We start from the raw sequence: 7,124 nt of genomic DNA on the forward strand, positions 1-7,124 counted from the left end.
CAACTCGCTTTCCCTACACCTTCTTCAAGATCCCATTCGAATCACCGAAGTTCCGTTCATCGAGACCAAACTCCTTCAGCATCCGCATGTAGAGATTCGACATGGGAATACCATCCACCTCCACGTGGCGTCCGGCCTTGAACGCTCCGCCACCGTGCCCAGCAAGAACGACCGGAATATTGTCGTTATTATGACGATTGCCGTCCGCAATGCAGCTGCCGTAAACGATCATCGAATTGTGGAGCAGGCTCTTCCCGTCGATGTCCTCGACAGCATTCATCTTGTCCAAGTAATACGCGAAGTGCTCCATGTAATAGCGGTCAATCTTCGCGATCTTCTCCAGGTTGGACTTTTTCCCTTGGTGATGGGACAGACTGTGATGGCCTTCGGAAACACCGATTTCCTGAAGACTCCGATTGCTGCCTTCGCGCTCCATGATGAAGGTTGAAATCCGTGTCGAGTCCGTTTTGAAGGCGAGCACCATCATGTCCATGAGAAGCTTCATGTGTTCACTGTGACTCGAACCCCGGTCCTGAGGAGCATCCACCCCCGGGTCCGATGGCAGGCCCAGTGCTTCGACCTTCTCAATCTGTCGCTCAATCTCGCGAACCCCCGTGAGATACTCATCCATTTTCTGACGATCATTGCGACCAAGGTGTCGGTGAAGTGCCCTGGCATCCTCCTCGACGAAATCAAGCAGCGACCGCTTCGAAGCGTAGCGTTGGCCGAGGCTATTCGCCCGCTCTTTCAAATCGCCCGATCCGAACAGACGCTCAAAGACCGCACGAGGATCTGCCTCGGGCGTCATCGGCTGGGTCTTGGAACGCCAGGAAATATTGTACTGATAAGCGCAGGAATACCCCGAATCACAATTTCCAGACTTTCGAACACCCGCAGTGGTGAGTTCAAGGGACGGAAATCTTGTCAGATCGTGGGCCGCATTTGCCGCGACTTGGTCCACGGAAATCCCGAGCTCAATGTCTGATCCTGCCGTTTTCTTAGCGCGCTGACCTGTCAGGAAGGTCGCGCTGCCGCGAGCGTGGTCCCCCGGGCCGTCATTGCCATTCGTCGCGTTCTCATGGTTGAGACCACTCAGCACCTGATAATGATCCTTGAGGTGCTCCACGGGGGCAAAAGTCTCCCCGGCCCGGTAACTGGAGCCACTCCCTGAAGGACGCCAATTCTCAAGATTGACTCCGTTCGGAACGTAAAGATAGGCCATCCGAAGCGGAGCTCCACTCGCTGTGGTCCCCAGCCCATGGACGCTAGTCCCTGCGGCGAGCAGAGGTCGGAATGACTCCAGCGCAGGAAGCGCCATGGAAATGCCTACTCCGCGGAGGAAACCCCGACGACTCAGCTTGCTAAAATCCTGCTTCATGACTCCTAGTATACATTAATTCTCACCAATTTGTTCAATCGAACCAAATTTTCTCACTCGCTGCCCCGTCGTTTCTGGAACGGAGCGCTCTCAATGATCGCCATGATCAGCTCGTCGAGCTGACCATTATTCTTCTTCAGGTGCACGACGAGCGAATCAATCGTCGTCGCATCATAGTATTCCACCCCTCGACCAATCGCATAGGTCAGGAGCTTTTCCGCGAGGCAGCGATAGAAGTCATCACGTCGGCTGGTGGCCAGAATCTCCTTCAGTTCCGCCACGTTGGCGAAGGTCTCCCCGGTAAGCAGAACGCCTCCCGCATCGATCGGCTTGCCATGCTCTTCCCGACGGAAACGCCCGAGCGCATCGAAGTTTTCCAGACCGAGGCCGATGGGGTCCATGCGCGCGTGGCAGCCCCGACAATCAGGGTTATCCCGATGCACCTTCATCATCTCACGCATCGTGAGCTGCTCGCCAGTCTCCCCGGCCGCTTCCTCAAGTTCAGGGACATTGGGCGGTGCGGGAGGGGCGGGCGTTCCGAGAATGTTATCCAACACGAACAAGCCGCGCTTCACCGGTGACGTCCTGGTCGGATTCGAAGAAATCACCAGATACGAACCTTGAGTCAGGACACCGCCCCGCTCTGGATGCTCGGTCAGATCGACCGGCACAAAATCCTCACCGACCACCCCTTCCACGCCATAGAGATTGGCCAAACGTTCGTTCAGAAAGCTGTAGCGCGCGGAGATCATCTCCTCCACCGGACGATCATTCCGCAAGATGAAGTCGAAAAGCATCTCGGTCTCCTTCCTCATGTCTTCAAGCAATTGCACATTAAAAACCCGCGAACTCTGGTGCCCAAAGCGAACCCCGAGAATCTTGTGAGGACGAATCGGTGCCGTTGTCACGTCGCGCGTCTGGAGCCACTGACCAACAAAGCTGCTGACGAGCCTCTCAGAGCGTGGGTCCTTCAGCATCCGCTCCACCTGCGCCTCCAGATTCTCCCTGAGCTTCCCGTTGAAGGCGAGACTGAGCAACTCGTCATCCGGAACCGACGACCAAAGGAAAAATGAAAGTCGCGCGGCAAGGGCATACTCATCGAGTGGGACCACCATCTCCGGATTGTTCGGCTCCGGCTGAATCTCGACACGGAAAAGAAAGCGCGGCGAACACAGACAGGCGATAATCGCCTCGCGGATTCCGTCTTCAAACGACTTGCCCGGCAGGGCGTCCGTTGTTTTCACAATTTCAACCAGGCGATCAATCGTCGGCTTCTCGATCGGCCGGCGGAAGGCCCGGCTGACAAAGCTCATCATGATCTTCCGAGCATATTTTTCCTGCTCCATGGCACCCTCGGGCGGATCGCCATCGACGAAAATCATTTGATGTCCTTTCGAATATTCGCGCACCTCCCCATCCAGCGGTCCGCGAACAACGACCTGGTGCAGCGTCAGCGCCTGCTCCTCCTGATCTTCGGCCGGAGGCTTTCGCGGTGAAAGCTTTACCTCGAACAACTGCTTCCCCTTCTTGAATTCCACTTCGCCAGTCAAACGAATGACGTCGGCCTGGTCCCATCCCATCAGCACCTCTCCAAGTTCCTGTCCACCACAAGTCATCTCAAGCAAGGCGGACTGATCGGTGGCATCCCGGGCACCTCGGATCGCATACTCAAGCGTCACCTCATACCTGCCATCCAACTCAATCTCATGACTGGCCTGCACCATGGACTCCTCGGAAAAAGGAATCCAGCGCCCGGTCTCATTCACATCGTTTGGCTCGTGGAAATCCTTTCCAGGCACGCGTCGCACCGGCACCTGGGCATTTTCCCCCTTTGGCAGAGCCCGGAGGACGATCTCCTCCGCGGCCCCGATGTATTTTTCCATCAGCAAGGGCGAAATCGAAAGCACATCACCATTGTTGTCGAATCCGTAGCCCGAGTCGTCCGGCGGAAAGTAATCCTCCACTTCAAAGTCCACCCCGAGGAGATCGTTAACCGCATGGCGATATTCATTCCGGTTCAAACGGCGGATCGTCACCCTGCCCGGATCGGGATTCTCCGGATCGAGCCTGAAAACCGTCTGCTCGATCCATGAGACGAGCTTTTGCTTCTCATCGATCGTAAACTGATCCTCATCGGATGGCGGCATGATCTGGCTCCTGATGTTCCGCCAAATCGGTAGCCAGTGATCCAGATCGCCCAGATGCGCCCCGAGATCCCCAAACTCGTCCATGGCGAAGTCCCCTTCCGAAGACCCATCCCCGTGGCAGCTGTAGCAGTAGATGTCCAGAAGCGGCGCGATCTCCTTTTGGTACACCTCTTCAGGCGAAGCGCTCAAAAGCCCCGTCAGAGTGAAAAGCATGACCCCAATCCTCAGCATCATTTAATTACTCACAAATAGGGCAATTCTGTCGCCAATCCACCAGGAATTCATCGCTACCACTTTCGGGGGATGCCAAAACAGAACGGCCGCCACCCGGAGTGGGGTAGCGGCCGATTCGTAAGCTTCGTTCGTGGCAGGAATTACTTCCCGGCGCGGCGCTCTTCCTCGCGCTTCTTGGCAGCCGCGATGACTTCCTCGGAGACGTTCTTCGGACATGCCGCGTAGTGGCTGAACTCCATCGAGAACTGGCCACGACCGGAGGTCATGGTGCGCAGGTCACCGATGTAGCCGAACATCGCGGAAAGCGGTGCCTCAGCCTTGACGCGAACACCACCCGGAGTCGGCTCCTGGCCCTGGATGATGCCACGGCGACGGTTGAGGTCACCAATGACGTCACCGATTTTCTCCTCAGGAGAGAAGACATCGAGCTTCATCATCGGCTCAAGCAGCTGTGGGCCCGCCTTTGGCATCGACTGACGATACGCCGCCTTGGCAGCGATTTCGAAGGCGATGGCCGAGGAGTCCACGGCGTGGAAACCACCGTCGGTAAGTGTCACCTTAAAGTCCAAACACGGATAGCCAGCGAGCGGTCCCTTATCGACTGAAGTCTTGAAACCCTTGTCAACCGCTGGAATGTATTCCTTCGGCACGTTGCCACCGACGACAGTCGATTCGAAGACAAAGCCCGAACCCACTTCTCCAGGCTCAATGGTGTAATCGATCTTGGCGAACTGCCCCGAACCACCCGACTGCTTCTTGTGGGTGTAGCTGTCAGTGACGGGCTTGGTAATCGTTTCACGATAAGCCACCTGAGGCGCACCGACCTCAACCTCGACCTTGTGGGTCCGCTTGAGAATGTCGATCTTGATGTCGAGGTGAAGCTCGCCCATGCCCTTGAGGATCATCTCATTGGTTTCCTCGTCGGTTTCAACGCGGAACGAGGGATCTTCCTGAATCATCTTGCCGATGGAGTTTGCCAGCTTCTCAGCGTTGGCTTTGTCCTTCGGCGCGACAGCGATCGAGATCACCGGATCCGGGAAAACCATCGGCTCAAGGGTCGCAGGATTCTTCTCATCGCAGAGCGTATGACCCGTCTGGACGTTCTTCATGCCGACGATCGCAACGATGTCACCCGCTTGGGCCATATCGACTTCATTGCGGTCATCCGCGTGCATTTCGACCATGCGGCTGATCCGCTCGGACTTGCCGGTGAAGGAGTTCAAAACCGTGTCGCCCTTCTTGATCGTTCCCGAGTAGATGCGGGTGAAGGTCAGAGCGCCGAACTTGTCGTCCATGATCTTGAAGGCAAGTCCACGGAACGGCGCGCTGGCATCAGGCTTGGCGAAGAGGCCGGTCTCATTGCCCTCCGCATCCACTTCAGGAAGCGGCTTCACTTCGAGTGGGCTTGGAAGGAAGTCGACGACGGCATCAAGAATCGGCTGAAGACCCTTGTTCTTGAAGCTCGATCCGCAGTAGGTCGGGAAGAAGGCAAGATCGATCGTGCCCTTGCGGATGCACTTCTTGAGAGTCGCGATGTCGGGCTCATTGCCTTCAAGGTAGGCTTCCATGACGTCGTCATCCTGCTCCACAGCGGACTCCACCATCGCCGCCCGATACTCTTCGGCCTTCTCGACCATGTCAGCGGGGATGTCGGTAATCTCAAAATTTTCAGGCTGGCCGGAGTCGTCCCAGATGTACGCCTTCATCGTCAGAAGATCGACCACACCCTTGAAGTCGCTTTCCGAACCGATTGGCAGCACCATCACGAGCGGATGGGCACCGAGCACTTTCTTGACCTGCTCCACGACGCGATAGAAGTCGGCACCGATCCGGTCGAGCTTGTTGACATAGATGATCCGGGAAACCTTCGAGTCGTTGGCGTAACGCCAGTTGGTCTCGGATTGGGGCTCAACGCCGCCTGATCCGCAGAACACGCCGACACCTCCGTCGAGCACCTTCAACGAACGGTAAACCTCGATCGTGAAGTCCACGTGACCTGGAGTGTCGATGACGTTGAACTGGCAACCCTTCCAAAAGCAGGTGGTCGCAGCGGATTGAATGGTGATACCACGCTCTGCCTCCTGGTCCATGAAGTCCATGGTGGATGCTCCGTCGTGGACCTCACCGATTTTGTGGATCTTGCCTGTCAGCTTGAGAATCCGCTCCGTGGTGGTCGTTTTTCCGGCGTCCACGTGGGCGAAAATGCCGATATTCCGATAATTGGTAAGGTCCTTCATGTCTTGAGTCTTGCGTAGGTGTTTCGCGACCAGATCGCGAAGCGGCGAATTGCTAGCGGACCGGGCGGATTTGGCAACCCCGGACTCTCGAAATTCCAGCCTTTTCCAGGATCCTGACGGCGGATCAACGATCCATCGCAACAAAACCCTCATTGTCAGCACCCTCCTTGCGTGCCGAACCCGGGATTGAGGCCGATTTCTTCACGCCGCTCCCTCATCAGTCTCCCACGACGCTGACCACGATCTGCCGCTCATGCGGGGCGTCCCGGTGCTCGAACAGGAAGATCCCCTGCCAGGTTCCAAGCGCCATCCTGCCATTCACGACCGGAATCACCTCACTCGTCCGGGTCAAGGCCATGCGGATGTGACTCGGCATGTCGTCCGGACCTTCGTGGGTGTGCACGAAATAAGGAGTGTCCTCCGGCACCAAATGGTCAAAGAAGGCTTCGAGATCCCTGCGAGCACTCGGATCCGCGTTTTCCATGATCACCAGACTCGCAGAAGTATGCCTCACGAAGACGGTCACGGTTCCCGTTGTGATTCCACTTTCCGCGACGATTTCCGCCACTTCCCCGGAAATCTCGTAGGTTCCCTTTCCTCGACTCCGACAAACAAATGAGGCGGCATGCGCTGACATGCCCACGCTGCTAACAAGTCGCCATCCCCGGCACAAATCGAAAGGCGGCCGACTCCTCGTAGGGCGATCAAGTTAGGGAAAAATCGGGCTCCCATTGAGTTTTTTCGGACCGAGATGGATAGGATGGGTAGGATTCTGGAGTCATTGTCCTCAGTTTTAGGCCAGAATCGGAGCTCACTCATCAAGATGATCCGATTCCATTGCTTTCATCCTGCCCATCCTATCCATCCTGGTCCGATTTCTTCCCTGGCTTGATCGCCCTGCTACTCCTCGAACTTGTGGACTCCGAAACCCTTCGAGTCCGTGAAATTGCTAACGCCAAAGTAGCCACCCGTCATCTTATTCGTTTCCACCACCAGATTCGCTGAGGTGAGCTGGATTTCTGGACCACCAACCTCCAGAATCCATGTCCATGAAGCAAAAGTCACGTCGGCGATACACCGCCGAATTCAAATCGCAAGCCGTCGAGTTGCTCCAAGCGGGAAGGCCAG

The 7,124-nt window shown here is 56.4% G+C and carries 5 protein-coding genes; all 5 read right to left on the reverse strand.

What is annotated here, in order from left to right; genetic code table 11:
• Window positions 1-13: 13 nt before the first annotated feature.
• Entirely contained in the window at window positions 14-1,222 is a 1,209-nt protein-coding gene (locus tag WBG04_RS09355) for a DUF1552 domain-containing protein (protein ID WP_424314148.1), read from the reverse strand.
• A gap of 209 nt (window positions 1,223-1,431) precedes the next feature.
• Window positions 1,432-3,738 carry a DUF1592 domain-containing protein gene (locus WBG04_RS09360; protein WP_424314149.1) on the reverse strand — a complete coding sequence of 769 codons (2,307 nt, stop codon included), beginning with the start codon at window positions 3,736-3,738 and terminating at the stop codon, window positions 1,432-1,434.
• Between the two features lie 161 nt (window positions 3,739-3,899).
• Window positions 3,900-5,996, reverse strand: coding sequence for an elongation factor G (gene fusA / locus WBG04_RS09365; RefSeq protein WP_424314150.1), 2,097 nt, complete (start codon window positions 5,994-5,996; stop codon window positions 3,900-3,902).
• A 217-nt stretch (window positions 5,997-6,213) separates the two neighbouring features.
• Entirely contained in the window at window positions 6,214-6,633 is a 420-nt protein-coding gene (locus WBG04_RS09370) for a secondary thiamine-phosphate synthase enzyme YjbQ (protein WP_424314151.1), read from the reverse strand.
• 263 nt (window positions 6,634-6,896) lie between these two features.
• A complete protein-coding gene (locus WBG04_RS09375; protein ID WP_424314152.1) occupies window positions 6,897-7,061 on the reverse strand; it encodes a hypothetical protein in 165 nt (54 codons plus the stop codon).
• Window positions 7,062-7,124: the final 63 nt, after the last annotated feature.

This window comes from Haloferula sp., assembly GCF_049672945.1.
In the GTDB taxonomy this organism is placed as follows: Bacteria; Verrucomicrobiota; Verrucomicrobiia; order Verrucomicrobiales; family Akkermansiaceae; genus Haloferula.

Excerpts from the sequence above, each read along its gene's own strand:
- WBG04_RS09355 (WP_424314148.1), bottom strand. The coding sequence starts at position 1,222 with ATGGCCTATCTTTACGTTCCGAACGGAGTCAATCTTGAGAATTGGCGT.
- WBG04_RS09360 (WP_424314149.1), bottom strand. The coding sequence starts at position 3,738 with ATGCTTTTCACTCTGACGGGGCTTTTGAGCGCTTCGCCTGAAGAGGTG.
- fusA (WP_424314150.1), bottom strand. The coding sequence starts at position 5,996 with ATGAAGGACCTTACCAATTATCGGAATATCGGCATTTTCGCCCACGTG.
- WBG04_RS09370 (WP_424314151.1), bottom strand. The coding sequence starts at position 6,633 with ATGTCAGCGCATGCCGCCTCATTTGTTTGTCGGAGTCGAGGAAAGGGA.